Origin of the sequence: Komagataeibacter rhaeticus (assembly GCF_003207855.1) — a bacterium.
Classification (GTDB): Bacteria; Pseudomonadota; Alphaproteobacteria; order Acetobacterales; family Acetobacteraceae; genus Komagataeibacter; species Komagataeibacter rhaeticus.
Map to the genome: position 1 here is coordinate 77,664 of NZ_NKTZ01000009.1, position 26,121 is coordinate 103,784.

The following is a 26,121-nucleotide window of genomic DNA, read 5'->3' on the forward strand; positions in this document are numbered from 1 at the left end:
CGAAAATGCCAGTTGAAAAAGTTGATACACTGATCATTGGTGGCGGGCAGGCCGGACTGGCGATGAGTGAACACCTTGGTAAACGCGGTCTGTCTCACCTGATCGTTGAAAAAGGCCAGATTGCTTCAAGCTGGCGTGGCCGATGGGATTCTCTTGTGGCGAATGGCCCCGCCTGGCACGACAGGTTCCCGGGCATGACTTTCCCCGGTGTCGACCCGGACGGTTTTGCGCCACGCAAGAACATCGTGGACTATTTCGTTTCTTATGCACAACAGATTTCAGCACCCATCCGTTGCGATACGGAAGTGAAGACACTGCACAGGAAGACCGATGGCAGCGGCTTCGTTGCGGAAACGTCCACCGGCACCATCGAAGCGACCAATGTCGTGGCGGCAACCGGTGCCTTCCAGCGCCCGGTCATTCCCGCCATCGTACCGGACGATGCCGGGTTCAACCAGATCCATTCCTTTTCCTACCGCAATCCCGACCAGCTGCCCGAAGGCGGCGTGCTGGTAATCGGCGCCGGTTCCTCCGGGGCGCAGATCGCGGATGAACTGATGCGCTCGGGCCGTCGCGTCTTCCTTTCGGTCGGCCCCCATGACCGGCCGCCCCGCCGCTACCGCGGGCGTGACTTCGTATGGTGGCTGGGCGTGCTGGGCATGTGGGACGCCAAGCCCAGCAATACCTCGGCCGACCATGTCACCATAGCGGTCAGTGGCGCCCATGGGGGCCATACCGTTGACTTCCGTGAACTGGCCAGCCGTGGCATGACACTGGTCGGCCGCGCGCAGTCCTTTGCCAATGGGGAAATGGCGTTCGAACCCGACCTGGCCCGCAACATCGCGCTGGGGGATGCCAACTACCTGGCGATGCTGGATGCCGCCGATGCCTATGTGGCGCGCGAAGGGCTTGACCTGCCCGAGGAACCCGAGGCCCGCATCATCGCACCCGACCCGGAATGCGTGACCGACCCGCTGCTGCGGCTCAACCTGGCCAGGGCCGGCATCACCTCCATTGTCTGGGCCACGGGCTATGCGCTCGACTTTACCCGCTGGCTGAAGGTGGATGCCTTCGACCCGTCGGGCGCCCCGGTTCACGAACGGGGCGTGGCAAAGGTCCCGGGGCTGTATTTCCTGGGACTGGCCGGACTGTCACGCCGGGCGTCACCCTTCATCTGGGGCGTGTGGCACGATGCGGACTACCTGGCCGATCATATCGCCGGCCGCAAGGCCGTGGCGGCGTAAGGCGCCTTTCCTCCCCCGCTGCGCATGGCCCCCTTCCGCGTCCCCTGTCCGCGGACGGGGAAGGGGGTGCGGGAGGTGATTACCGCGCCCCGTCAGGCGGTATCCCGGCCTGATCGGGCGGACCTGGATGCAAAAACAGGCGCGGCAGGTGACAACGAGAAGATTTTGTGGCTAAATTTTCTCATGTCGCGCCTCATTTGCGACCTCGTGACGGAGCAGACGGCACCATGCGCTACACATTGCGTCAGCTTGAATACTTCATCGCTGCGGGTGAGGCAGGGTCCATCCGGCATGCCTCCGAGCGATTGTCGATCTCCCAACCTTCCATCTCGACCGCGATCAGCCATCTGGAGCAGGAGCTGGGCGTCCAGCTTTTTGTCCGCCATCACGCACAGGGGCTTTCCCTTACCCCTGCGGGCCACAAGCTGGTGGCCGAGGCCAAGCGCATCATCCAGATGGCCGAGGGGCTTTACACCTCGGCCTCCGATGCAACGGACCAGGTGCGTGGCCCGCTTACGGTCGGTTCCATGGTCACCCTGGCCCCCATGATCATGCCCGAACTGGCCCACAGTTTCATGGCCGCCTATCCGGGAACGGAAATCCGTCAGTTCGAGGCCAATCACGAACTGCTGCTGGACAAGCTGAAACGGGCCGAAATCGATATCGCGGTCACCTATGACCTGCTGATCCCCGAGGGGATCGATTTCGTGCCGCTGGCCAGCCTGGCCCCGCATGCGCTGGTCAGCGAGGACCATCCGCTGGCCGGACGCCAGGAAGTGGAGCTGGCCGAGCTGGCGCAGGAACCACTGATCCTGCTGGACCTGCCACTGAGCCGTGAATATTTTCTGGCGCTGTTCTTCCGTGAGAAACTGAAGCCGAAAATGTACTCATATTCCGCCCATCAGGAAGTGGTGCGGACCATGGTGGCCAATGGCTACGGCTATACGCTGGCCAATGTCCGGCCACGCTCGGATCTGGCGCTGGATGGCCGCCGGGTGGTCAGGTTACGCATTGCGGGGGAACAGCGTGCCATGGTCATGGGCATTGCAACGCCCGCCAGCGTCCGCAAGTCGCGGCTGCTCAAAAGCTTCGAAGACCACTGCATGACCTGTATCTCCGATTCCCACATTCCCGGCATGGTCGGCCCTGATTTCACGAACTGAGACCGCCCCCGCCATATTCCTCCCCGTCCAGGCACCCTTCTGGCGCGCGGCAGGCCGCGTACATGATGCGGCCGGGCGGTAGCGGGGTTTCCGGCCGCCCCTGTCCGCGGATGGCAGCCCGTTCCGGAAAAATGTAAGGAAACGCCGCCTTCTTGCGGAAAGGACGGCGCCCGGAAATCCTTATCCTGTCTTTATCGGCCGACTGTGCCCGCATGCATCCTATGGTGCCGCCCTGTTGCGCTGCATGCTTTCCATGATCACGAACAGCACCGTTATGAGAAGCATCATGACAACCGATACCGCGACAAGCAGCGGACTGACCTCCAGCAGGACGGCATCCCACATCTGCTTGGGCAGTGTGGTCTTGAGCCCTCCCCCCAGAAACAGCGCGATGGTCAGTTCATCAAAGGACGTCAGGAACCCCGCCACAAACCCCGCAACCAGAACCGGACGCAGCAGCGGAAGCAGCACATGGCCCAGGATCTGCGGCATCCTTGCACCCAGCGTGGCCGCCGCCTGGTTAAGCTGCCAGTTATAGGAACGGAAACCACCCAGAAGGATGGTAAAGACAATGGGCATGCACAGCACGGTATGCCCCAGCATGATCGCGCTATCAGTGGCGATCATGGAGACGCGGGCAAACAGGCCGAACTGTGCCAGGGCAATGACAATGGGGGGCACCGCCAGCGGCACCATGAAGGCCAGGATGCCCAGACCCGCCATCCGTCCCTTCATGCGCGCAATGCCGAATGCCGCAAGTCCGGACAACACGACGGCCAGCGTTGCCGCCCCGAACCCGATCCTGAGCGAACGCAGGGTGGCGGAAATCCATAACGGATCATGGAAATAGGTTACGAACCAGCGCAGCGTGCCCAGATGCGGCGGAAACACCAGAAAGGAATCCCGCGTAAACGCCATCGGCACGATGGCCAGCAGGGGAACACCAAGAAAAGCGATAACCGACCAGGCAAACACGGCAAGGCACGTCCCGCCATGGCGGCCCGGCCACAGGAAACGGGGGACAAGGCTGCCAATGACGGCCGAAATACGGGCCAGCCGGTCATGAATGACCGGCGCGCGCGAAACCGCGGCGCGGCGCGACGCCGTGCCGGAAAGATCGAACAGCCAGTTGGTCAGCAGGATGGCAATTCCACCAGCCAGCACGATGATCACCGCCAGCGCATTACCGAAATTCCAGTTCTGCAGACGGTCGATCTGAAGGATGATCAGCTCCCCCAGCAGGACGTCATGCCGCCCGCCCAGCAGCATGGGCGTGATGAAAAAGCCAAGCGCCGACAGGAAAACAAGCAGTGCCGCCGCCGCCGTGCCCCGCAGGGTCAGCGGCATGTAGACACGCCAGAACAGGTCGGCCCAGCCGGCACCCATGGTACATGCGGCATCCAGCCATTGCCGGCTTATGCTGCGATGCGCGGGCAGCATGGAAATGATGGCCATGGGCAGCAGCACATACAGCATGGCCACAATCAGCAGCGGGCGGTTGAACAGAAGGCTGTCTGCCCCGTGCAGCCCGACCATGCGCATGAAGCCCGCGACCGGCCCATGCCGGCCCAGCAGGACAAGCCATGTGAAATTACGGACCAGTACACTGGTCCAGAAAGGCGCCATGATCAGGAACAGCGCGCGCCGGCGCGTCCGCTCCGATGTCGTGGCCAGCCAGAATGCAACCGGGTAGCCTATGCCAACCGAGAACAGCGTGCACCACAGCCCGACCCACACCGTGTTCCACAGCACCTGGCGATAGGCCGGGATCTGGAACACACGTACGAATTCGACCGGGCTGAGCCTGCCACTGGCCGGATCGTGAATGCTGCTCCATGCCGTCTGTACAAGGGGAAGGATCAGGAACACGGCCAGAAACAGCACGCCCGGCAGCACAGGCGCATAGGGCAGAAGCCGCCTGCCCCACCCTGCCATGGGCAGGCCGGGGGCGGACAGCTTTTCAGGCATTGCTTTCATTGGCGTTTTCCATCCTCATTCAAGCAGGAATTCTTCAAAACGTTCCGAAACCCATTTGCTGTTCTCGCCCCACCATTGTGCATTGAACCCGGTCAGTCCCTTGAAATTGTCTGGCGATGTTGGCAGCAGCGCCGCGTTTTCGGGCCGCATGTAGTCAAAGGCCCGCCTGTTGGTCGGCCCGTTGGTACTATGGATGGCATAGACCGCCTGCCGGTCGGGCCGCATGCAGTACCGCACGAAAGCGCGGGCAATATCCGCGCGCGGGCAGCCAATGGGAATGGACCACCCATCGGCCACGTACAGCCCATTCCAGACCAGCGTGATCGGCGCGCCGCCCTTGCGTGCCGCCTGCGCGCGCGATGACCATGTATCGGACAGGTCGATTTCATCACTTTCCAGCAACAGGGTGTTCTGCGCACCACTGGCCCACCAGATGGCAACATTGTCGCGCAGCCGGGCCAGGGAGGCGAAGGCACGGTCAACATCCAGCGGATACAGCGCATCGGGCGGGACGCCATCGGCCAACAGGGCCAGTTCCATCGTGGCGGCGGGCGAACGGCACAGGCCGCGCCGGCCGGGAAAGCGCTTCACATCCCAGAATTCGGGCCAGTTCCGCGGCCCGCCCTGCGGGAAGTGGCTGTTCTGCCACGCCATCATGACCGCATAGACGGAAAAGGCCAACCATGTATCCGTGGTCATGCCGGGGATGAAATCCGCCGTTTCCGCCGGTGCGATGTTCAGGGATTCGAAATACCGCCCCTCACGGTCCAGCCGGGCCACATGCTCCGAATTGAGCATGCAGACATCCCAGATATAGGACCGGGCATCAACCATGAGCTTGAACTGCGTAACGGGGTCCGCCGCATGGGGCACCGCCGTAATCGCGATGCCGGTCTCCTTTTCGAAGGGTTCATAGAAGGCCCGGCGCATGGCAACCGAGGGTTCGGCCCCCACATCCGCCACCGTCAGGTGCGAGACCCCCTGCGCCCGTGCCCGCCGTGCCACACCCAGAAGTCCCCCCGCCGCACCAGTGGCAAGCATCGCTCGTCGCGTCAGAAGCATGGATAATCCAGATCCTTACCGTTGGAATGCAGGCTCAGGGGCATGGAATGAAATGGCCGTCGCCCGGCTCCCACTGCAGGCTGCCTGGCTGGCCCGCATGCAGCGCCATGCCCACGGGCGCGCGGATGACGACGCATTCGTCATTGCGCAGCCGGAAGACGACACGCTGGTCGGGACCGTTGAACGTCACGTCCTGCACGGTGCCGCCCAGACCCGAATCCTGTGCCGGGCCCAGCGCCAGGTTCTCGGGGCGGAGCACCACGGCCCCCTTCGTGCCCGCCGGGGCGGAACACGCATGCGGCAGCGGGATATCGCCCATTGCGGTTGCCAGCACCCCGCCCGCGCGCACCACGCCATGCAGGATGGTGGATGCCCCGATGAAGTTGGCGGCAAAAACCGTGCGCGGCGTGGCATACAGCGCGCGCGGTGTATCGAACTGCTCGATCCGGCCCTGGTTCATGAGACAGATCCGGTCGGACATCGTCATGGCTTCCTCCTGATCGTGGGTGACGAACACGAAGGACGTTCCGGTTTCACGGTGGATGCGCCGCACTTCGTCCTGCATGACCAGCCGCAGGTTACGATCCAGCGCGGAAAAGGATTCATCCATCAGGATAAGCGAGGGACGGTAGACCAGACACCGCGCCAGGGCCACGCGCTGCTGCTGGCCACCCGAAAGCTCCGCCGGCATGCGTGCGGCATAGCCATGCAGGCCGACCATCTCCAGCGCCGCCTCGGTCCGCCGGGCCATGGCAGCCCTGTCCACCTTGCGGATACGTAGCGGGAAGGCCACGTTCTCACCCACGGACAGATGGGGAAACAGGGCGTAATTCTGGAACACGACGCCAATGTCACGCTGCGCCGGGGGGGCGAAGGTCTGGTCCCGGCCATCAATGAGCAGCTTGCCCCCGCTTGGTGGTGTCAGCCCGCAGATCAGCTGCAGAAGCGTGCTCTTGCCCGAACCCGACGGCCCCAGCAGGGTCACGAATTCCCCCGCCGCGACATGCAGGTCAACCCGGTCCAGCGCCAGTGTCTGCCCGTAGGCCTTGTACAGCCCCTGTACCTGCAGTTTGTGCGCGGAAGGGTCCGGTGCCAGGCCGGATGTCCAGCAATTTATTTGATCTTTATTATGCGAATCAGGTGACATACTGAAACCTGCCACATTCATACCTATCATGAAACGTCCTCTCTGGCCGAGCGCCTACCGCGGGAGGAAAGATTGCCCATCTGGAATTATATGAACAGCATCAGGGCATAGACACAACCATACTGATCCTGACATGCCTGCGTTTCGACGCAGTAATAATATTTTTTGCGGACCTGATATGGAAAATCCGTTCCTGCATGATCCCTGCCCGTAACAAGTCTGCATTGATCCAATGAGTTAAAAAAAATAGGGTTTACCGTCTTCCGGCCGTCGCGCATTCTTTTCTTGTTCGTAACGGCACCGGCAATTACAATAGTCACCGGCTTTCTGCGGTAACCTGCTGTGCCTGGTCATAAAGGAAGCTGTAAAATGAAACAGACCGGCCAACATATGGTTCTTGGTGGTCTCTTTGAAGCCAATGGTTATCATTCAGCAGCCTGGCTGCTGGCGTCGGCGCAGGACAATGCGGCCACCGATGTGGATTATTTCCGCCGCATCATCCAGCAGGCCGAAGCTGGCAAGCTGGATTTCTTCTTCCTGGCCGATACACCGGCCGCACGCACGGAAAACCTTGATTTCTGGACGCGCTCCCCACTTTACATGAACATGATGGAACCGATCACGCTGCTGGCGGCGCTGGCCGGGTCCACCAAGCATATCGGCCTTGGCGCAACCGCCTCCACCAGCTTCTACGAGCCTTATAACATCGCCCGGCTTTTCGGGTCGCTTGACCATATCAGCCACGGGCGCGCGGCATGGAACGTGGTGACCACGGCCAATGACTACGCGGCACGCAACTTCGGGCTTGACCGCCTGCCGCCACATGACAGGCGTTATGAAAAGGCTTCCGAATGCCTGGAAATCGTCCAGGCGCTTTGGGATACGTGGGAAGATGATGCCTTCATCTTCGACAAGGCCAACGCCCGGATGTTCGACCCGGAGAAATTCCATGTGCTTGACCACAAGGGAGAGTTCTTCCGCGTCTATGGCGGGCTGAACATGCGCCGCTCGCCGCAGGGGCAGCCGGTCATCTTCCAGGCCGGCGCATCCGAGGCGGGCAAGGAATTCGCGGCCCGCACGGCGGAAGTCGTGTTCGGCACCGGTGCCACGCTGGCCGAGGCCCAGGCCTTCTATTCCGATCTCAAGGGCCGGATGGCGCGCTACGGGCGCTCGCAGGATTCACTGAAGGTGCTTTCGGGCGTCTCGATCGTGGTGGGCGAAAGCGAGGAAGCCGCACGCGAGAAATGGGCCAAATGGCAGGCCACCGTCCCGATCGAGGTTGGTCTCATGTACCTCAAGACCGATCTGGAAACCGACCTGTCCGACCTGCCGCTGGATGAGCCGGTGCCCGAGCACCGGATTCCCGAGCGTTCAAACTTCCATCAGGTCTATTTCAACGAGATCGTGGGCCTGATCCGCAAGGGGCTGACCCTGCGCGAAATCTGCCGCCAGTACAACCGCAGCAAGGTCATCTTCTATGGCACGCCCTCTGGCGTGGCCGACCAGATGGAGGAATGGGTCAGCAAGGGCGGAAGTGACGGCTTCATGATGGCGCTGCCGGTCCTGCCCGAAAGCCTGACCGACATCACGGAAAAGGTGGTGCCCGAACTGCAGCGCCGCGGCCTGTTCCGCAAGGAATACGAAGGCACGACCCTGCGTGAGAACCTGGGGCTTGCGCGCCCGGAAAACCGGCACGTAAAAAAATGATGATCCTGTAGTGCGGGCCGGGCATGGTATCAGCCCATGCCCGGCAGCATGAACGGGGTTGTCCGGGGCGAACGGCAGCATGATGGAAAGGCCCGCATGTCTTTTGTACTGAAACTGGACCAGAAGCGCGAACGACACTGGAAGGACGTGTTCCACCGGCTGATGCCGGACATGCCATTCCACTTCTATCCCGATTATGGCGACCCGGCCGATGTCGAGTACATAGCCATGTGGCGCCCGGAACCCGACCTGTTCACGCGGTTCCCCAATCTCAGGCTGGTCTTCTCCCTTGGTGCCGGGGTGGACCAGTTCGATCTGTCAACCTTCCCCGACCATGTGGGGCTGGTGAAGATGATCGAACCGTCGCTGACCGCAGGCATGGTGGAATATGTGACGGCCTTCGTGCTGGCCACCCATCGTGACCTGCCCCTCTACCGCACCCAGCAGATGCAGCATCTGTGGAAGCCCCATACCGAACGGCGGGCCGACAGGACCAGTGTCGGGATCATGGGCATGGGCACGCTGGGCATTCCCTGCGCGGCGGCCATCCGCGCGCTGGGGTTCAACGTGCGCGGGTGGAACAGAAGCCACAGGGACGTGGACGGGGTCTCGATGTTCGTCGGTAACGAACAGCTTGATGCCTTCCTGGCCGAAACCGATATCCTGATATCGCTCCTGCCGCTTACCCCGCAGACACGCGGGCTGTTCAACAATGCGCTTTTTGCCAGGTTGCCCGCAGGTGCCAGCGTGATCAATGCCGGCCGTGGGCCACAGGTCGTAACGGATGACCTGCTGGCCGCGCTGGATAGCGGGCACCTGCGCTGGGCCGTGCTGGACGTGACCGACCCCGAGCCCCTGCCGGCCGATTCCCGGCTGTGGGATCACCCCGGCGTCATCATCACACCGCATATCGCCAGCAACACCCATCCTGAAAGCGGTGCGGAAAGCGTTATCAACACGATCCGCAATTTTCAGGCAGGCAGGACACCCGAAGGTCTGGTCGACCGCCAGAAACGCTACTGAACCCACAGCCATCCGCCCCGCCCGCCCGTTTATGCAGACGAAAGGCGGGGCGGCGTGCTGTCCACCGCCCACCGGCGGGCGGATACGCCGCGGAAAGGGCCGGGGCGCGCAGCGGCGGGCCGCTTCAGCCCGCCCGCCCGGTCATGGCCGGTCAGTCCTTGACCGCAATGACATCCACTTCCACCAGCCATTCAGGCCGTGCAAGCGCAACCACCACAAGCCCGGTAAACACGGGAAACACGCCGCGGAAGTGGCGCCCCAGAGTACGGTAGACATCCTGCCGGTAGCGGATATCGGTCAGATAGACCGTGACCTTGCAGATATGCCGCATCTCGGCACCGGCTTCCTTGAGCAGCAGGGCAATGTTTTCCGCCACTTTTTCCGTCTGGCCCACCGGGTCGCCCACGGCCACGTTCTCACGCGTGTCGAGATCCTGCGGCACCTGGCCACGCAGGTACACGGTGTTCCCCGCCACGACGGCCTGGCACAGATCATTATCCAGATTCTGTTCGGGATAGGTATCCTTGGTGTTGAAGGGACGGATACGGCGATGGGTTACCGTGGGGGGAAGCTCTGTCATCACATGCTCGCTCTTCAGGGAATGGACTTCCGAGTTAGTACAGGTTTTCCATTTCCATCAATAAGTAAAAACATAATTTGGAATTATGAAATAATTCATGCACGGCTTCATGATCAATGATACAGGACATATGTATTTTCCCGCGCCCATACGGCACATGACCGAAGCCGATGATCAGGACCGCACCAGCCGGTGCATAGGATGTGACTTCCCGTAGATGGTCATTGCCGCCCAATCGGAAATGCAGCCCCCGATATCGCAACCGGAAGCAGGACATGACAACACAACCGCGCAAGATCATTGTGGACTGTGACCCCGGTGTTGATGACGCCCTGGCCCTGATGCTGGCCACCACCGCGCCCGATGCCGTACAGATTCTGGGCATTACCACGGTTGCCGGTAACGTTCCGCTTGAAAAAACGACACGTAATGCGCAGTGGGTCATGCAGATGCTGGGCAGGCCCGATATTCCCGTTCATGCCGGCTGTTCACGTCCCATCATGCACCGGACCGGCCGGACCGCGAGCGTTCACGGAACGGACGGGCTGGGCAGCATCCAGCCGGAAGACGTGGCGCCGGCTGCCCCCGATGTCCATGCCGTTGATTTCCTGATCGAAACCGTCCGCCGCCATCCGGGTGCGATCACATTGTGCTGCCTGGGACCAATGACCAATATCGCCCTGGCCATGCTCAAGGCACCCGACATGGCGCAACAGCTTGAACAGATCGTGTTCATGGGTGGCGCGGCCTGTGTGCCCGGCAACATCACGCCAGCTGCCGAGTTCAACTTTCATGTCGATCCGCATGCGGCGCATGTTGTCCTGTCAACCGGCCGAAACCTGACGATGTTCGGACTGGATGTGACCCGGCGGATGACCGTGCCGGCCGGGCGCATGGAGGCGATGCGGCGCCACGCCACCGACCCGGCGCGCATGATGGTGCGGATGCTGGACGATTATGCCCACGGCGACCCGGCGCTGCATGACCCCTGTGTCATTGCCCATCTGCTGCGGCCCGACCTGTTCAGCGGCGTTGCGGGCCATGTCCAGGTGGACTGCACATCCGCGCTGGATTACGGGCGTAGCGTGGCCGCCCTATCGGAACGGCACCGTGACGGCCGTGACCCCAACTGCCGGATCATGATGCAGGGAGACCGCGACGGACTGGTCGACCTGCTGGCACACGCCCTGACCCGGCTGGCGGGCGGGAACACGGGCCACTGACAGAAGTTGGAAATTCTCCCGGGTGTCGCCTTTTCCAATAAAGGCGACGTTCCCAGGGAGTCCTATCGCGTCAGTCGCGGTAATCCGGCTCTTCCTTATCCAGGATCAGTTTCATTTCCTCAAAGTGCCGGATTGAAAAATCCGTAATGCCCTCCCAGTCGCGGGCTGTCTTTTCCGCCACATCGTCGGACAGGACGGACAGCCTGCGCCCGGTGGCGCAGGCTGTCACGAAGATCTGGCAGGCACGTTCCAGCGTGTACATGTCATCAAACGCCTCCCCCACCGTGGGGGCCACGACCATGACACCATGATTGCCCATCATGAGGCGGGACCTGTCACCCATCACCGTGACAAGGCGCGCGCCCTCGGCATCACTGTCGGCCATGCCGCCGTACATCCCGTCAATGGCAACACGGCGAAAGTAGCGTGCCGTATTCTGCTCGATGGGGAGGATTGTCGGGTCCTCGAACGTGGAAACCGTCGTGGCGTATATGGGGTGCAGATGCATGGCCACGCGGGCCCTGGGATTAAGGGTGTGCAGCTGGCCGTGGATAGCCCATGCCGTGGGGTCCAGGTCATAGGTTGCCGCGTCACCCGGCCTGCTGGTATCGACCAGGATCAGGTCGCTGGCGCGGATGCGCGAGAAGTGCCGCCATTTGGGGTTGATGAGAAAACGGCTGCCATCTTCGGACACGGCGGCGCTGAAATGGTTGGCAACCGCTTCATGAAAACCCAGCCGTGCGGCCATGCGGAAAGACGCAGCCAGGTCCACCCGCATCGCATGTTCATGGTTATCCATTGGTTCATATCTCCACGATGTGGGGCAAGCAGAACAATTTTCCATTTCAGGATAGGCTTATCATTGCTTTCAGGTAAAGATAGTTTTTTCCTTATCCTTATATAGTCTTTATCATTTTAAAATAAAAAATGGATTGAAACGGAAAAAGTTAAGCATGAATTATGCAATAATTATTTGCACTTTACTGTCCGGATGGGATGAAGTCACCCCATACTGCAACACTGCCGGAAAACAGGGAAAAACAGCATGAACCCGCTTGCGCCAGAACTGGAAACACCCGGACTGGAAACACCTGAACAGTTCGTTGCCGCCATGGCCCATGCCGCCACCGGCGTTTCCGTTGTCGCAACGTGGGGGCCAGCAGGCCGCATCGCCCGTACCGTAAGCGCCTTTGCCTCCATCTCGGCGGAACCGCCAATTGTGATGGTCAGTGTAAAGGACACCTCTCCGCTAAGCCTGCATATCCAGAAGAACGGCGTGTTCAGCCTGAACATCCTGGCTGGCGACCAGCACCCCGTGGCCAACCTGTTCGGCCGTTCGTCCCCCCTCCCTGCCGGGCAGGTGTTCAGTCAGGCGGAATGGACCGATAACGGGTCCGGGCGGCATGTATGCCTAAAGGGAGCGGCAGCGGCCTTTTCATGCCGCGTCAGCCAGAGCCTGCTCATGGGCACGCACCGCCTGTTCTTCGGCTTGGTGGAGCAGGCCGCCGCAGGCACGGCGGAAGCCCTGATCTACCACGCCCGCGATTACGCCCGCCCCACCCGGTTTTGACCCCCGGCCTGGCGTACGGGGAAGGCGGCATCCCTTCCCCGCGCCGGCAGTTACAGCCCCAGTGCCTTCAGCGTATCCGGGTCGACCGGAATGCCAAGGCGGGCACGTTTTTCGGCCTCGGCCCATTCCCGGTCACCCGGTGCCATGACCGGACGCTTCGGGTCGACGGCCGGGGAGGCGCGCAACACCTCAAGATAACGGGTGATGGCGGCATCATAGCCTGTGCGCCCGACAAAGCGCGCCGGGTCGATGGCTATGAAGAAATGGCCGATATTGGCAGGCTCCCGCCGCTGCCTGGCCTGTGCATCGGGCAGGATGTCGGGATCGAGCGTGGCGCCGGGCAGGATGGCGGACAGGATGGTCACGACACCGGCCAGCGCCGCCCCCTTGAAGCCGAATTCCGGGCCGCCCAGCGGCTGGAGAAAACTGGCCCTTGCCGGGTCGGTCGTGGGATGGCCCTGCGCATCGACCGCCGTCCCCTCGGGCAGGGACAGGCCAAGGGAGCGGTAAAGCTGCACCCGGTTGAAGGGAATGGAGGACGTGGCCATGTCCAGCAGCCACGGCCTGCTGTCCGGCACCGGGGCCGCCATGGCAATGGGGTTCGTGCCATGGAAGGCGATCCCCCCCCCGAACAGGCTGACCAGCGAAAGGGAATTGGTCGTGACAAGACCGATCATGCCCCTGTGCGCGGCTTCCACGGCATAAGCGCCCGCCGCGCCAAAATGCGTTGAATGCACGACGCCCACGGCCCCGATGCCACAGGTGGCCGCCATGTCCACCGCTTCATCCATGGCCTGGTAGGAGGCGCCATGCGCCAGTCCGTCATCCCCGTCCAGCACGCCAGCCGCGGGTCCGGTGCGGCGCATGACCCGCGTGGGGCGGGCGTTCATCACGCCCGCCTGCAACAGGTCCGCATAATACCGGCACAGCCGCACGCCATGGCTGTCCACCCCGATGCGCGATGCATGCAGCAGCGCCCGCGTGGTCTGTTCGGCATCTTCCGCGCGGGCACCGGCTCCGGTCAGGAAGCGCTGGACCTCCGCGCGCAAGACAGCTTCGGGAATATGTTTGACGTCAGTTGACACTTACCGATCCTTTGTCATCCGAAATGAACCAGAAACCGTTCTTCCCACACGGCCGCAGCGATATGGGCCGCCCCTGCGGGTCCATGGCTGGAAAAAAGTATAGAACCCACCATACCGGCAGTACAGCCCGCCGGGTTACAGGTGGTGCGGGCCATGGCTGGCGGCTGTATGTTTGATTTAAACAGGTTGTCTTTTCAAGAACCAGTTTTCAGTACCGCAGCAGCTTCGTTATTATTCATATACTGGATAGAAAAATAATATCCGCCAGGCGGACTCTCCCGATTGTCGATCAGGGACATATCCGGCCATGATGCAGCCTGCCGACTTGCCCATGTTGCCCACGCGGAAAGGAAAGACCATGACGCCGACAGTCAGTACCCTGCGCGAGCTTGTCGCCTTTCCAAGCGTATGCGGGGAACCCAACGGCGCCATCATCGACTGGGTCGAAACGTTTCTTGCCCGCATCGGCGCACGCATCCGGCGCATTCCCGGCGACCGGCCCGATGCGTCCAGCCTGTTTGCCTCCATCGGCCCGGACGTGGCGGGCGGTATCGTGCTGTCCGCCCATGCCGACGTGGTGCCGGTAGCCGGACAGGACTGGACAGCGGACCCGTTTGTCCTGACCGAACGCGATGGCAGGCTGTACGGCCGGGGCTCCAGCGACATGAAGGGCTTCCTGGCCTGCATGCTCACCAGTGCCGCCAGGGCCGCCACGCGGCCACTGAAGCGCCCCCTGCATCTGGCCATTTCCTATGATGAGGAACTGGGCTGCCTGGGCGTGCACTCCCTGCTCCGGGCGCTGGACAGCGCCGGGACAGAGGTGGATGGCTGCATCATTGGCGAGCCGACCGAAATGCGGGTGGCCATTGCCCACAAGGGCAAGATCGCCTTCAGAATCATCTGCCGGGGTGAGGCCGCCCATTCCGCCAATCCCTTCCTGGGCAGGAACGCCATCCGCCTGGCGGCGGGCATGGTGGAAGCACTGGACCGGCTGCAGGAGCATATCCGCGCCACCGAAACCCATGACACCCGTTTCACCGTGCCCTTTTCCACCGTGCAGGCCGGCCTGATACAGGGCGGCTGCGCGCTGAACATCGTGCCGGACCTGTGCACGGTCACGGCTGAGATGCGGCTAGTCCCCACACAGGATGGGGCGGCGTACCTGGCCTGGCTGAAGGAAGCCACCGCCGGCGTGATCGGGACAGTGGGCGGCGGCACGATCACGCTGGAGGTCATGAACGCCTATCCGGGGCTGAACAGCCCGCCCGGTACGGATATCTGCTCACTGGCGCTGCATGAAGCGGGGCAGAACAGCACCACCGTCATCGATTTCGGAACCGAGGCCGGCCTGTTCGAGGAAAAGCTGGGGGTTGCCTGCGTGGTCTGCGGCCCGGGATCGATCAACCGCGCCCACAAGGCGGATGAATACATCACACGCTCCGAACTCGACCGGTGCGACCTGTTCCTTGAAGGGGTCGTGGACAGGCTCTGCCAGTAACGCCCTGAACACTGCCCGGCCCGTCACGACGGGCCAAACACCCGCCCATCCTGCCATAAGGACCCGGACAGACAATGACCTTTTCCATCATCGCCCGATGCGCCCGGACAGGGCAGTTCGGCATTGCCGTTTCATCTTCCTCCCCCGCCGTGGCCAGCCGCTGCGCCTTTGCACGGGCGGGCGTGGGCGTGGTGGCCACACAGAACATAACCGACCCCCGTCTGGGGCCACAGGGGCTGGACCTCATGGCGCGGGGCGCCACCGCGACCCAGTGCCGCGACATCCTGGTGCAGAATGCCGCGTTTGCGCAGTTCCGCCAGCTGGCCATCCTTGATGCCCGGGGCGACACGGCCGTCTGGTCTGGCGCGCACACCCTGGGCTGCCATGCGGTTTCCACCCGGGCGAATGTCGCATCGGCCGGCAACCTGCTGGCGCAGGAAGGCGTGCCGGATGCCGTGACCCGTGCGTTTGATGAATCGGATGAAAGCCTGCCGCTGGGCGAACGCCTGCTTGTGGCCATGCGCGCCGGGCTTGCCGCCGGGGGCGAGGCCGGGCCGGTACGTTCGGCGGGCATGATCGTGGTGGCAGAGCAGGACTGGCCACTGGTTGACCTGCGCGTGGACTGGGACGAGGCCCCCATCGACCGTCTGGCCGAACTGTGGACGGTATGGCAGCCCCAGATGGATGATTACGTGACCCGGTGCCTCAATCCCCTGTCCGCGCCATCCTACGGCGTGCCCGGAGATGAGTGAGCCTTTGCCCGGACAATAAACGATTCAGGAAAATATCGCCTTTTTTAATAAAGGCGATACCCGGCTCTTTTTCTTTATTGCCGGACAGGCCGGCCGGGCGGTACGATTCAGCGCCGTGGCACGGGCCGGGAAGCATTGGCAGCCAGCCCCAGCGCCACCATGCCGGCATTCAGTACAAGACCGATAAAGCCAGGATTCACATTGCCCACCGGCACACCGGAAAACGCCAGCCCGACCGACATGGCTTCCCCCGCAAGAAAACCGGCCGTGACGAAGCCCGAAGGAACCCTCAGCTCAAGACATACGCACAGCACCGCGGGAAAGAACTGGACAATACCCAGATAATAGACCGTTGTCAGAACCGGCATGAGTACTGAAAAATGCATGGCCGTATAAACGGAAAAAACCAGATACAGCGTTATGACAAGCTTGGCACACGTCTTCTGCCGGCTGTCGGGCAGCCCATGCACAAGGTTACGTGACACCAGCGACCCGATACACAGGCAGATACCGGCCAGAATGACAAGCCCGGACAATGCACAGGCCGCCATGACCAGACCCAGGCCCCAGGATGGCAGCAGGGCCAGGGCCACATCGATGAAAACCGTGTTTTTCCCGCTCAGCGGCAGTCCTGTGGCACTGGCATACAGCGTACAAAGCAGCAGAAGCGGGAACATCAGCATATAAAGCGGCATAAGGATCTGGTTGCGCCGGACGATGCCCGACGATCGCGCCGTAAAAAGAAAAGCAATACTTTGTGGCGCAACACAGAAGCCAAGGGCCTGGATGATGATGGTGGTGATGGTATGCACATTGTCCCCGGCCGTGGCCGGTTTCATGGAACGGCTGGCCTGAACCAGCCCATGCCATGACTCATGGCGCAGCACGGCAATGCTGATGAACACGACGGCAAGAATAACGATACTGTCCTTTATGGCGGATACGAAGGCCGGTGCCCGCACACCGGAAAGCGCAAGCCAGGAAAAGGTCAGCACGGCGCACCCGCCCGCAATGACCACGGGTGAGAACGGCCAGTGGAATTCACCAATCGTGGCGATCAGCCCCGCCATCTGGAGTTCGCCAAAGGGCAACATGAAAAAAATGGCGCTCAGGGTCACGGCGATTTCAAGAAAACGGCTTGGGAAACAGGTCCTGAACAGATCGGCGAACGTCAGTGCCTCCGCCCGCCTGCCCGCCTTCCAGATCAGGGGATTGAGAAAATACCCTACGGGATAGGCCAGGAGGATATACCCCAGGAACCAGCCCACAAAGGGTATGCCATCATGCAGGGCCCCGGCCGGAAACCCCATGATGCTGCCAATGCTGTAGGTCTCACCCACCGCCAGCAGAAAAACCAGAACCCCGCCAAACTGGCCGGACGCGGCAAAGAAGTCCCGGCTGTTCTGGTGCGCATGGTTGCGCCGGGACACAAGCGCCACGACAAAGGACAGCACGATAATGGCAATAAAAACCGTGGATGCCACGCGCATTTCAGTCATCCCTGTCCTGACGGTCCCGTTTTTCCAGTTTCCATGCCACGGCCATGCACAGGGAAGTCAGCGGAAGGCAGGCAAACAGCCAGACCAGGGCAGCCGGAATGCCACCGATGACAAGCGTGCCGGAAGAAAGCCAGGGCAGCGGCCCCAGCACCGCCAGAAACGGCAGGACAAGGCCCACAGCAAAACCTGAATACGCTGGCATCCTGAATCATACCCCCTGAATTTCAAGGTCATTATTTACAATATGACAATATGGATATTCTGTTTTTATTTTATGTTCAGATCCATTCACAACAGCATCTTCCATTCCTGCCGTTCCAATCATTACATTACGGCCAAGCAGCATTCCGTGGCGGCGCCTTCCCGCCGGGTGCCGTATTCCCATGCGCATCTTACCCCATAAAATGTTACGGACAGGAATGAAGCGCTGGCTTGGCGCATGGATACGGACATATCCCTCACGGCAGCCCTGCCACACCGGGTCCTGACACACCCGTTGCCTGTCGCTCCGGCCCGATGCGCGACACCTGCCCTCTGGCGCAGGGGGCCTGACCGCGCATGGTCGCTGGCAGCAGGCCGGAACGGTTTGTATTCATGTGACGGGAAAAGAAGGGACAGTCGCATCAGGCAGTCCTGAAACGACGAAAGCCGCCCTGATGGCGGCTTCCCCGTATCCGGCTGGCTTCCTGTAGAAACCTGGAGCGGGCGATGGGATTCGAACCCACGACCCCAACCTTGGCAAGGTTGTGCTCTACCCCTGAGCTACGCCCGCGCTCCGTGCCGGTGAAGGGGTGTTTACGGCAAAGCCCCGGACCACGCAAGGGGGAAAAATGGTTTTCCGGGAAGTTTTTTTCCTCACCCCACCAGATGGTTGCGACTATGGCCGGGAATGCCAATCTAGTATGTCAGTATGGATGCAAACCGGCCATCACGGGCTTGAAGCGGGCGGATGGATCGCCCCGTCTCGCCTGTTGGCCGCCAGACCGACAGGAATACGACCAGATGGACTACATTATCGGCCAGACGCCCCGGCATGACAGTTCCCGTCCGGCAGGGGGGGCAGTGGCCATGCCCCCGGGCGGGCGGCCCGACCCGGTCATGGACGGCACGCAGAACACCTTCATGCGCGATGTGGTGGAAGCCAGCCGCGACATGCCGGTGCTGGTCGATTTCTGGGCACCATGGTGCAACCCGTGCAAGCAGCTGACCCCCGTTCTGGAAAAGGTGGTGCGCGCGGCGGGCGGCCGGGTCAGGCTGGTCAAGGTTGATGTGGAAGCCAACCGCGCGCTGGCCCAGCAGCTGACCCAGATCGGCCTGCCGCTGCAGTCCATCCCCCTTGTGGCCGCCTTCTGGCAGGGGCAGATCCTGGACCTGTTCCAGGGCGCCAAGCCGGAAAGCGAGGTCCGCCGCTTTATCGAGAACGTGCTGAAATCCGCGGGCGGGGGCACCCTGCCCGCCGCCGACCTGATCAATGCCGCCCGCGCGGACATGGAGGAAGGCCGCGCCGAGGCCGCAGCCGCCCTGTTCTCGCAGGTGCTGGAGATCGAGCCCGAGAATCCCGCCGCATGGGGCGGGCTTGCCCGTGCCCTGATCGAGATGGGGGATGAGGAAGGGGCCGAAACCGCACTTAACGACGCCCCCGCCGCCATTGCGGAGCATGCCGAGATCACGGGGGCCAGGGCAGCGCTCGAACTCAAGCGCGAAGGCCGCAAGGCGGCGGAGGAAGCCGAGGAAATCCGCGCACGCATCGCCGCCAACCCGAAGGATTACGCCGCCCGTTTCGAACTGTCCGCGGCCCTGAACGCGGCAGGCAAGCGGGCGGAAGCCGCCGATGAACTGCTGACCATCATGAAAGAGGACCGGCAGTGGAATGATGACGCGGCGCGCAAGCAGCTGATCCGCCTGTTCGAGGCATGGGGCCAGACCGACCCCGACACCCTGGTCGCCCGGCGGCGCATGTCCTCGCTGCTGTTTTCGTGACACGCCATGCCGGAAGGGGGACCGTCATCATCATGGATGACATTCCCCGCCACATTCCGCAGATAGGGGATATGACCCTGGCGGACTTCCCGGCGGAGCTGGGCCTGTTCCCGCTTGATGAAGCCCTGCTGCTGCCGCAGGGGCGGCTGCCGCTCAACGTGTTCGAACCACGCTACATCGCGCTGGTGGAGGACGCACTGGCGACCAGCCGCCTGATCGGCATGATCCAGCCCCGCCCGCTTGAGGGAATGGACGCCAGCATCCCGCCCGATGCCGAGGAAGCGGGCATGGATGACGGCTACAGCACAACGCCGCCACTGTACGGCATCGGCTGCATCGGCCGCATTACCACCATGACCGAGCGCGAGGACGGCACCTACGCCATTACCCTGACCGGCATCGCCCGCTTCCGGCTGCTGCGCGAGACGGGACTGCGCCGGGGCTACCGGGTGGCGCGGATCGACGCATCCTCCTTCGTGTCCGACCTGACGGACAGCGAGGACGATATTCCCTTTGACCGGGAGGGCCTGCTCAACGCGCTGCATGATTTCTGCGAGGCACAGGGCGTGAGCACCCAGTGGGACGCCCTGCGCCAGATGGATGACGCGGCCCTGCTTGTCACCCTGCCCATGATCTGCCCCTTTGGCACCGCGCCGCGCCAGATGATGCTGGAGGCGCCAACGCCTGCCGCGCGCGCGCAGATCCTGCGCAGCCTGCTGGACGGGACTGGACAGGAACCCGACGAGGGTGCATCCCCATCGTAATCCGTTTTGTCCATATGATCGCAACTTCTGCATGGGATATGCCGCAATGACCGAAAAGCCAACCGCCCCCCCGCTCGATCCCCGGCTGCTGTCCATTCTTGTCTGCCCCGTGACCAAGGGCCCGCTGGTGTATGACCGTGAGGCGGGCGAACTGATCAGCAAGCGCGCGGGGCTGGCCTTTCCGGTACGCGACGGCATTCCCATCATGCTGCCCGACGAAGCCCGCCACATCGAGGCCTGAAGCCCCACGCAATCGCCTGTAAATTGTAAAAGTTTTTGGTGAAGCTTTTTTCAAAAAGCTTCACCAAAAACCGCTGTGCCTTAAAAAAAAGCCGGCACCCGAAAGCTTTTACCTTTACCGATCAACCACCCTGTGGCGGGACCGGCATGTTATCAATCAGCCGCACATCCCCCAGCCACGCCGCCACCAGCAGGCGCGCGGGCGTGCCAAGCGGCAGGATGGCCAGAGGCTGAAGGTCCGCCTCCGCGCGCAGTTCAACATACTCGACCGGGTCGAAACCGGCTGCGGCCAGCCGGTCCCGGGCACCGAGCAGGGCGGCCGCCACATCGCCCCCCGCCGCAATGTCGGATGCGCATGCCGCCAGCACGCGCGGCAGTACGGCGGCAGCCTGCCGGGCCGCAGGGACCAGCCGCCGGTTGCGTGAGGACAGGGCCAGCCCGTCCGCCTCCCGCCGGGTGGGGCAGGCCACGATCTCGACGGGCAGGTCAAGGTCGGCCACCATGCGGCGGATCACCTGCACCTGCTGGAAGTCTTTTTCACCAAAAAAGGCACAATCCGCCAGCGTCTGCATGAACAGCTTGCACACGACCGTCGCCACGCCATCAAAATGCCCCGGCCGCACCCCCCCGCACAGCCCGGCAGACACCCCCGCCACGGTAATGCGCGTGGCAAAGCCGGGTGGATACATTTCAGCAGCCGTGGGGGCATACAGCACATCCACCCCAGCCTGCGCCAGCAGGCGGCCATCCTCCGCCAGCGTGCGGGGATAGGTTGCCAGGTCATCGGCATTGTCGAACTGGATAGGATTGACGAAAACCGTGGTGATGACACGATCCATCCGCGCACGCGCCGCCTGTACCAGTGACAGGTGGCCCGCATGCAGCGCACCCATGGTCGGCACTACCCCCACCCGCGCGCCTTCGCGTTTCCAGGCCCGTACGCACGCGCGCAGTCCGGCCACGGTGCTGATGGTTTCCATCGGCTGCATTCCCTTTTTTTCCCCTTCACGGGCTGTGGCCTGCACGGCGCAGGACCGGGACGGGTTGCTTATCACCTTTTGCCCGTACGGTGTGAAGACGCGCGCACGCGCAGGTCCTTCACGTATTGGCGTGGTGAAGGCACGGCTTTTCTGCTATGGGAGCGATTGCGTTGTGCAGGAGGTTTTTTTGGCCCGTCTTCTTCCCGTCCTTGGTCTCTGTGCCATCATGCTGTCACTGGCCGCATGCGCCACCAACACGCCGGGATCGGTCAAGGACCGCTCGACATGGGCGCGCTGGGGCTATGCCGAAGGGCTGAAGAACGTCGCCTCCCACTGATACCCGCCCAAGCCCTGCCCCGAGCAGGCGGAACGGCCCCTCTTTCCCCAAGCTACAGGATGCCGGCCCGCCCGGCTGTTTGAGTGCATGACCAATAGTTCCGAACCCGCATGGTTCCCCATTGCGCTGCGGCTGGACAATGTCCGGGTGCTGGTGGTGGGGGGCGGCATGATCGCCGCCAACAAGGTGCGCCTGCTGCTGGCCCATCATGCGCGGGTGGACGTCATTGCCGCACGGCTGGATGAGGAAATGCGGGCATGGCAGGAAGACGGCACGATCACCCACATCGCCACCAGCGCGGATGAGGCCACCCTGCGCGCCACGCTGCCCGGCTGCAGGCTGGTCTATGCCGCAACCGATGACCGCGCGGTCAACCGCGTCGTGGCGGGGCTGGCACGCGCGGCGAACATTCCCGTCTGTGCGGTGGATGACCCGCAGCCTTCCACTTTCATCACCCCCGCGCAGGTCCATCGCGGGCTGGTGCGCATCGCCATCTCGACCGGGGGGGCCGCCCCCGTGCTGGCGCGCCGCCTGCGCGAACAGGTGGAAAGCACCATACCCGAAGGCACCGGCACGCTGGCCATATTCATGCAGCAGCAGCGTGAACACGTTGGCACGGCCTGCCCCGACATATCGCGCCGCCGGCAGGTATGGGAAACCTTCCTCGATGGCCCCGGCGCGCAGGCCGCGCGCACGGGCGACACGGCGCGCGCGCGCGCGGTACTGGACGACATCCTGGCCAGTACCACCCCGCGCGGCGAGGTCTGGCTGGTTGGCGCGGGACCGGGTGACCCGGACCTGCTGACCCTGCGCGCGCTGCACATGATGCAGAACGCAGACTGCGTCCTATATGACCAGCTCCTCTCCCCCGGCCTGCTGGACCGGGTGCGCCGTGATGCGGAACTGGTGTTCGTGGGCAAGCGCCGCAACAGACACACCATGCCGCAGGAAGAGATCAATGCCGAACTGGTGCGCCGCGCGCAGGCGGGCCAGCGCGTGCTGCGGCTCAAGGGTGGTGATCCGTTCGTGTTCGGGCGCGGGGGAGAGGAAATCGAGGCGCTGCTGGAAGCCGCCATTCCCTTTCAGGTCGTGCCGGGCATCACGGCGGCCAATGGCTGTGCGGCCTATGCCGGCATTCCGCTCACCCACCGTGACTGCGCGCAGGCCTGCCTGTTCGTGACCGGCCATGCCCGCGCCGACGGCACGCTGCACCTGCCGTGGGACAGCATGGCACGCGCGGGCCAGACGGTGGTGATCTACATGGGTGTGTCCGCCCTGCCCGCCCTGTGCGCCAGGCTTATGGAGCATGGCCTGTCGCCCGACTGGCCCGCCGCCATTGTGGAGCGTGGCACCCGCCCCGACCAGCGGGTCATAACCGGCACGCTGGGCACACTGGCCGCGCAGGCCAGTGCGGCGGATGTGGGCAGCCCGGCGCTGATCTTCGTGGGTGAGGTGGTGCGCCACCGCGTGGTCTCGCCCGCCTGACCCGGCCCCGTGCGGCAAAAAAATGGCTGTACATCATTTGTTATGAATAGGCGGCCATTTTCCGTGTATTGAGCGCCATGAACCCACCAGACGGTCAGGGAGGCCATGGCAGGGATACAGGCCAGTCACATGCAGCGCATCCATGACGGGACACGCGCGCTCCTGCCATGGCTGGACAGGCTGCCACCGGGATGGATCGGGTTCAGCCTGCGTACGTGGTGCGCGCTGGTGCTCGGTCTGGCCACCGCCTTCTGGCTGCAGCTCGACAATCCGCTGCTGGTGGGCGTCACGGTCATGATCCTGGCGCAGCCCCTGCGCGGGCAGGCGCTGTCCAAGGCCTTTTACCGGCTGCTGGGCACGCTGGTGGGCATGGGTGTATCCATCGTTCTGGTGGCGGTGTGGAACCAGCAGCGCGGGCCATTCCTGGGCGGTGTGGCGCTGTGGCTTGCGGCGTGCGCGTTCGTGGGGTCGCTGGAGCGTGACTTCCGCTCCTACGCCGCCCTGCTGTCGGGCTATACCGTGGCACTGGTGGCGGTAAACTGCATCGATACGCCCCAGAATGTCTTCAACATCGCCGTATCGCGCGCATCCGCCATCACGCTTGGGGTCTTTGCGGTGGCGGTGGTCAATATCCTGTCCGGCTCACCCGCGGCCTGGCGGGGCCTGGCGGATGGACTGAAACAGCTGACCCGCCCCATTAGCGAAACCGCGCGCGCCGCCCTCCAGCACGGGCAGGACAGAGGAGCGCAGGCGGATATCCGGCTGGGCGCGCGCGTGCTGGCCCTGACCACCCCCCTGTCCTATGCCCGCACGGAACTGGAACGGGGCGGCCTGCGGGCCAATGGCGCCCGGCTGGCCATGGCCTGCATGCTTGCGGTGCTGGACTGCGCGCGCGGGCTGGGCCGCCATGCCGGCCATGACGACATCGCCCCCGTGGTGGAGGACGCCATTGCCCGCACCGCGCGCCAGACCGACCTGCGCACCGATCAGGTCGGGTTCACGCTCCACATGCTCGACATGATCCGCGCCACGCAGCCCGGCCATATCCCCAACCGGGACGAAGCCTTTGCCATCGAACGCGCGGCGTGCATGCTTGCTGCGCGCACGCGGCTGCATGCGGGGCAGGACATGCTGGCCGAGGGAAAACCGTACCCCGAATTCAGCCAGACCATCAATATTGCGGTCCAGCCCAATTACATGCTGGCCTTTACGGGCGCGTTGCGGGTTCTGGTGGGATTTTCCTTCGCGGCGGGGGTGTGCGTCATGACCGGGCTGCCGGGGGCGACCGTAGCCCTGGCCCAGACCGCGCTGACCCTGACACTGGCCGCCACCAACGTGGATACCGCGCGCTTTGGCATGGGGGCCGTGATCGGCATGCCGTGCAGCGTGCTGGCGGCGGCGGTGCTGAACTTCTTCGTGCTGCTGCACGGGGCGGACATGCCCTTCCTGGCGCTGACGCTCCTGCCCCAGACCTTCATCGCCTGCCTGCTGCTCATGCGCCCGTCCACGGCGGCGATCGGGTTCAATTACGGGGTCTTTTTCTTTGCCATACTGGGGCTGGACAACCACCAGAGCTACAACCCGACGGAATTCCTCAACCGCAACATCTTCTACCTGCTGGCGGCCCTGCTGGCCTTCATCATCCTGGTACTGCTGTTCCCGCCCTCGGCGCGCCGGCAGCGGTTCTGGATGGGGGCAAGCATCGTCCGCGCGCTGGAACGCCAGATGGCCGGCCGGGGCGCGGCCGATGGCCCGACCCGCCTGACCCGCGCCTATGACCGGCTGGCCCAGATGCAGTTCTGGACCGACCGCCTGCCTGCCACCGCCAGCCATGCCCGACAGATGGAAAGCTTTGCCACGTTTGCGGAACTGGAAGGTGCGCTGGCACGCGCACGCCTCTATGCCCTTCAGGCGCAGAAGAATCCCCTGCTGCGCCCCGCGGCCGAACTGGCCCTGCGCGCCCTGGTGCTGCGCGCGCCGTGGACGGTAAGAAGTGGTCCCCATTTTTCGGACAGGGCGATAAGCTATAATCCGATCTGAGAGAGAACGGGTTTTATGGGCAAGGTTACGCGCAAGAGGTATGCGGCGGAGTTCAAATCACGGGTTGCCCTGGAAGCGATCCGTGGGGAACTGACGCTGGCGGAACTGGCTTCGAAACATGGGGTGCATCAGACGATGATCGCCCAGTGGAAACGGCAGGCGATCGAGGGGATGGCGGCGACCTTCTCCGGGAAGACGGTGGCGGAGCCCCCGGTCAGCCCTGCTGATGTGGAGAAACTGCACGCGAAGATAGGCGAGCTTCTCGTGGAACGGGATTTTTTACGCGATGCCTCTGCTCGGTTGGGCGTGATCAGAGGCGGCAGATGATTGACCCGAAGCGAGCGCGTCTGCCGATAATCCGGCAATGCACGCTGCTGCAACTCAACCGGTCGGGCGTCTACTATCGGCCTGTGCCACAGAGCGAGGCCAATCTGGAGCTGATGCGGCTGATCGACGCCCAGTTCCTGGAAACGCCCTATTATGGCTCACGGCAGATGACATGGCATCTGCGCCGCCTGGGACATGAAGTGGGCCGCAAGCGGGTCCGGCGGCTCATGGCGATCATGGGCCTTCGGGCGATCTACCAGAAGCCGCGCACGACCGTGCCCCATCCGGAGCATCGGAAATATCCATATCTGCTACGGGATCTGGTCATCAATCGGCCTAACCAGGTCTGGTGTTCCGATATCACATATATTCCCATGAAACGGGGATTTCTCTATCTCGTGGCGATCATGGACTGGTTCACGCGCAAGGTCCTGTCCT

Annotated in this window: 24 protein-coding genes, 1 tRNA gene and 1 pseudogene; 15 read left to right on the plus strand and 11 right to left on the minus strand. The window is 63.0% G+C overall.

Going from position 1 to position 26,121, the window contains the following annotated elements; all coding sequences use genetic code 11:
• The first annotated feature begins 5 nt into the window (after positions 1 to 5).
• Positions 6 to 1,244, plus strand: a complete 1,239-nt coding sequence (locus CFR78_RS10300) for a flavin-containing monooxygenase (RefSeq protein WP_034929524.1) — start codon at positions 6 to 8, stop codon at positions 1,242 to 1,244.
• A 227-nt stretch (positions 1,245 to 1,471) separates the two neighbouring features.
• Entirely contained in the window at positions 1,472 to 2,407 is a 936-nt protein-coding gene (locus tag CFR78_RS10305) for a LysR family transcriptional regulator (RefSeq protein WP_034929521.1), read from the plus strand.
• 219 nt (positions 2,408 to 2,626) lie between these two features.
• Here CFR78_RS10305 and CFR78_RS10315 read toward each other — a convergent pair whose 3' ends face one another.
• The 3 genes from CFR78_RS10315 to CFR78_RS10325 are packed head-to-tail and all read right to left on the minus strand — an operon-like array spanning position 2,627 to position 6,593.
• Positions 2,627 to 4,384: an ABC transporter permease subunit gene (locus tag CFR78_RS10315; RefSeq protein ID WP_084149639.1), complete on the minus strand. Its 1,758-nt coding sequence runs from the start codon at positions 4,382 to 4,384 to the stop codon at positions 2,627 to 2,629.
• A 15-nt stretch (positions 4,385 to 4,399) separates the two neighbouring features.
• Complete coding sequence (locus CFR78_RS10320) at positions 4,400 to 5,446, minus strand: ABC transporter substrate-binding protein (RefSeq protein WP_034929514.1); 1,047 nt, start codon at positions 5,444 to 5,446, stop codon at positions 4,400 to 4,402.
• Positions 5,447 to 5,480: 34 nt separating this feature from the next.
• The gene (locus CFR78_RS10325) at positions 5,481 to 6,593 is read right to left on the minus strand and encodes an ABC transporter ATP-binding protein (RefSeq protein ID WP_240471358.1); all 1,113 of its coding nucleotides are present in this window, start codon (positions 6,591 to 6,593) and stop codon (positions 5,481 to 5,483) included.
• 369 nt (positions 6,594 to 6,962) lie between these two features.
• On the opposite strand from CFR78_RS10325, the gene CFR78_RS10330 reads away from it, so the two are divergent.
• A complete protein-coding gene (locus CFR78_RS10330; RefSeq protein WP_007397588.1) occupies positions 6,963 to 8,300 on the plus strand; it encodes an LLM class flavin-dependent oxidoreductase in 1,338 nt (445 codons plus the stop codon).
• Positions 8,301 to 8,396: 96 nt separating this feature from the next.
• Positions 8,397 to 9,323, plus strand: coding sequence for a 2-hydroxyacid dehydrogenase (locus CFR78_RS10335; RefSeq protein WP_034929628.1), 927 nt, complete (start codon positions 8,397 to 8,399; stop codon positions 9,321 to 9,323).
• A gap of 151 nt (positions 9,324 to 9,474) precedes the next feature.
• Here CFR78_RS10335 and CFR78_RS10340 read toward each other — a convergent pair whose 3' ends face one another.
• Positions 9,475 to 9,903, minus strand: a complete 429-nt coding sequence (locus tag CFR78_RS10340; protein WP_034929509.1) for a RidA family protein — start codon at positions 9,901 to 9,903, stop codon at positions 9,475 to 9,477.
• Between the two features lie 275 nt (positions 9,904 to 10,178).
• On the opposite strand from CFR78_RS10340, the gene CFR78_RS10345 reads away from it, so the two are divergent.
• Positions 10,179 to 11,126: a nucleoside hydrolase gene (locus CFR78_RS10345; RefSeq protein WP_258366048.1), complete on the plus strand. Its 948-nt coding sequence runs from the start codon at positions 10,179 to 10,181 to the stop codon at positions 11,124 to 11,126.
• A gap of 70 nt (positions 11,127 to 11,196) precedes the next feature.
• On the opposite strand, the gene CFR78_RS10350 is transcribed toward CFR78_RS10345, so the two are convergent.
• Positions 11,197 to 11,925, minus strand: coding sequence for a class II aldolase and adducin N-terminal domain-containing protein (locus CFR78_RS10350; RefSeq protein ID WP_034929504.1), 729 nt, complete (start codon positions 11,923 to 11,925; stop codon positions 11,197 to 11,199).
• Positions 11,926 to 12,171: 246 nt separating this feature from the next.
• On the opposite strand from CFR78_RS10350, the gene CFR78_RS10355 reads away from it, so the two are divergent.
• Positions 12,172 to 12,696 (plus strand): flavin reductase family protein, encoded by a 525-nt coding sequence (locus tag CFR78_RS10355; RefSeq protein WP_007397582.1) that lies wholly within the window; start codon positions 12,172 to 12,174, stop codon positions 12,694 to 12,696.
• 50 nt (positions 12,697 to 12,746) lie between these two features.
• Here the strand turns inward: CFR78_RS10355 and CFR78_RS10360 are convergent, their stop codons facing one another.
• Entirely contained in the window at positions 12,747 to 13,781 is a 1,035-nt protein-coding gene (locus CFR78_RS10360; protein ID WP_007397581.1) for an Ldh family oxidoreductase, read from the minus strand.
• A gap of 358 nt (positions 13,782 to 14,139) precedes the next feature.
• Between CFR78_RS10360 and argE the strand changes: the two genes are divergently transcribed.
• Positions 14,140 to 15,279: an acetylornithine deacetylase gene (gene argE / locus CFR78_RS10365; protein WP_034929500.1), complete on the plus strand. Its 1,140-nt coding sequence runs from the start codon at positions 14,140 to 14,142 to the stop codon at positions 15,277 to 15,279.
• A 74-nt stretch (positions 15,280 to 15,353) separates the two neighbouring features.
• Positions 15,354 to 16,031, plus strand: coding sequence for a DUF1028 domain-containing protein (locus tag CFR78_RS10370; protein WP_034929497.1), 678 nt, complete (start codon positions 15,354 to 15,356; stop codon positions 16,029 to 16,031).
• Positions 16,032 to 16,138: 107 nt separating this feature from the next.
• On the opposite strand, the gene CFR78_RS10375 is transcribed toward CFR78_RS10370, so the two are convergent.
• The 4 genes from CFR78_RS10375 to CFR78_RS10385 form a co-directional block, all read right to left on the minus strand.
• Positions 16,139 to 17,521, minus strand: coding sequence for a sodium:solute symporter family protein (locus CFR78_RS10375; protein WP_258366050.1), 1,383 nt, complete (start codon positions 17,519 to 17,521; stop codon positions 16,139 to 16,141).
• A 1-nt stretch (position 17,522) separates the two neighbouring features.
• Complete coding sequence (locus tag CFR78_RS10380) at positions 17,523 to 17,732, minus strand: DUF3311 domain-containing protein (RefSeq protein WP_034929494.1); 210 nt, start codon at positions 17,730 to 17,732, stop codon at positions 17,523 to 17,525.
• A 6-nt stretch (positions 17,733 to 17,738) separates the two neighbouring features.
• The gene (locus tag CFR78_RS16270) at positions 17,739 to 17,876 is read right to left on the minus strand and encodes a hypothetical protein (protein WP_156953852.1); all 138 of its coding nucleotides are present in this window, start codon (positions 17,874 to 17,876) and stop codon (positions 17,739 to 17,741) included.
• Between the two features lie 351 nt (positions 17,877 to 18,227).
• Positions 18,228 to 18,302 (minus strand) — tRNA-Gly (locus CFR78_RS10385).
• 230 nt (positions 18,303 to 18,532) lie between these two features.
• Between CFR78_RS10385 and CFR78_RS10390 the strand changes: the two genes are divergently transcribed.
• Genes CFR78_RS10390 through CFR78_RS10400 form a run of 3 tightly spaced genes read left to right on the plus strand, consistent with a single transcriptional unit; the run spans position 18,533 to position 20,515 of the window.
• The gene (locus CFR78_RS10390; RefSeq protein WP_034931740.1) at positions 18,533 to 19,510 is read left to right on the plus strand and encodes a tetratricopeptide repeat protein; all 978 of its coding nucleotides are present in this window, start codon (positions 18,533 to 18,535) and stop codon (positions 19,508 to 19,510) included.
• Entirely contained in the window at positions 19,507 to 20,274 is a 768-nt protein-coding gene (locus CFR78_RS10395; RefSeq protein WP_007397571.1) for an LON peptidase substrate-binding domain-containing protein, read from the plus strand. The genes CFR78_RS10390 and CFR78_RS10395 overlap by 4 nt, the downstream gene beginning before the upstream one ends.
• Positions 20,275 to 20,320: 46 nt before the next feature.
• Positions 20,321 to 20,515, plus strand: a complete 195-nt coding sequence (locus tag CFR78_RS10400; protein WP_034931738.1) for a Trm112 family protein — start codon at positions 20,321 to 20,323, stop codon at positions 20,513 to 20,515.
• Positions 20,516 to 20,636: 121 nt separating this feature from the next.
• On the opposite strand, the gene panC is transcribed toward CFR78_RS10400, so the two are convergent.
• Positions 20,637 to 21,494, minus strand: coding sequence for a pantoate--beta-alanine ligase (gene panC / locus CFR78_RS10405; RefSeq protein WP_034931768.1), 858 nt, complete (start codon positions 21,492 to 21,494; stop codon positions 20,637 to 20,639).
• 187 nt (positions 21,495 to 21,681) lie between these two features.
• Here panC and CFR78_RS16275 point away from each other — a divergent pair, with 187 nt between their 5' ends.
• The 4 genes and pseudogenes from CFR78_RS16275 to CFR78_RS10420 form a co-directional block, all read left to right on the plus strand.
• Entirely contained in the window at positions 21,682 to 21,831 is a 150-nt protein-coding gene (locus tag CFR78_RS16275; RefSeq protein ID WP_007397567.1) for a hypothetical protein, read from the plus strand.
• A gap of 87 nt (positions 21,832 to 21,918) precedes the next feature.
• Positions 21,919 to 23,316 carry a siroheme synthase CysG gene (gene cysG / locus CFR78_RS10410; protein WP_034931735.1) on the plus strand — a complete coding sequence of 466 codons (1,398 nt, stop codon included), beginning with the start codon at positions 21,919 to 21,921 and terminating at the stop codon, positions 23,314 to 23,316.
• 105 nt (positions 23,317 to 23,421) lie between these two features.
• Positions 23,422 to 25,356 carry an FUSC family protein gene (locus CFR78_RS10415; RefSeq protein WP_258366052.1) on the plus strand — a complete coding sequence of 645 codons (1,935 nt, stop codon included), beginning with the start codon at positions 23,422 to 23,424 and terminating at the stop codon, positions 25,354 to 25,356.
• 15 nt (positions 25,357 to 25,371) lie between these two features.
• Positions 25,372 to 26,121: pseudogene (locus tag CFR78_RS10420) on the plus strand (IS3 family transposase); the annotation flags it as partial.